General features: G+C 44.9%; 1 protein-coding gene and 1 pseudogene. One reads left to right on the top strand and one right to left on the bottom strand.

All coding sequences use genetic code 11. The annotated features are described in order from the left end of the window. Positions 1-265 (top strand): annotated as a pseudogene (locus A3757_RS27390) (RlmI/RlmK family 23S rRNA methyltransferase); the annotation flags it as partial. Between the two features lie 29 nt (positions 266-294). Here A3757_RS27390 and A3757_RS24540 read toward each other — a convergent pair. After that, on the bottom strand, positions 295-1,017 hold a 723-nt coding region (locus A3757_RS24540; RefSeq protein ID WP_231878384.1), incomplete at its 5' end, for an imelysin family protein.

Here is a 1,017-nt window from a genome sequence, read left to right as displayed (position 1 = left end):
AGCGGGTGAGATTGCTTATCAACGTTTGAATCAGCTTGCGATGCGCCTGCTAGAAAAAGATGGTTTACTGGTTTCTGCGTCGTGTTCTATGCACCTTTCGCGAGAAGCCTTGATGAAAGCTATTGCGGTAAGTGGCCAGACTTTGGAAAAGCGCTTACAAGTAATTGAGCAGGGCGGCCAAGGTGCAGATCACCCAATACTGCCAGTAATTCCGGAAACAGAATACCTGAAATCAATTTTCGTCAGAGTTTTGCCAGCATCGTAGTTTGATTAAATGAAAGTGCGATGCAGGGCTTAGTTTTGTCTCGTGCTTTCTAGTGTTTCAATGACGCGATTTGCAAGGCTTATTCTTGCGGCGATACTACTCTTGGTATCGTGCATAGCTTGCTTGCCGATCAGCATTTGAATTTGCCGACAGGCTTCGAGTTCTACTTCAGCAATTTGACGAAGTGATGCTCTGAGTTCTTCTTCAGGAATGGTGGCAAGTGCTGCTGGATAGTAGCCATCGAGCCTGTTCCAAGAAACGCTAAAAGCTTCGATATCTTGTTTGAGCAGTTTGCTTAGGAGTTTGAGGTATTTTGCTCTACGCTTGGCGCTTTGGTTCTGACTTTTGCTAGTGTTCTCGATTGAAAAGTCTGCAACGATTCTCGGGTTTCCACTCTCGCCAAAAAGCATAAACTCTAAAGCATGAAAGCCTAAGGCAACATAGGCAGAATCTCCGAGTAAATGCTCCTGATTAAGGCTATCCTTGGTCAATTCGATTTCAGAGTGAATTAAACCGCTTAGCGGGTAGCCTTGGACCTTATCTAAATAGCCAGGAATCAAAGGGTACTGATCAATGCGGTTGTGGTTCGTATGAACGAGTTCAGGAGAGCTGAGAGTCACATCCAAAACCGGATGTATGATGTTCAGGCTTTTTAGCCATTGTCTAAGAAGTCTAGTCGAGATATATGTATCGTGAGCTAGACTCCACTGCTGATGAGCTTCCTGTAGAGATTCTTTCGATGGCTGAGTCGT

The sequence above is a fragment of the Oleiphilus sp. HI0117 genome, from assembly GCF_001635235.1.
The sequence above is the reverse complement of the archived record's forward strand: the minus strand, read 5'-3'. Positions and strand labels throughout refer to the sequence as shown.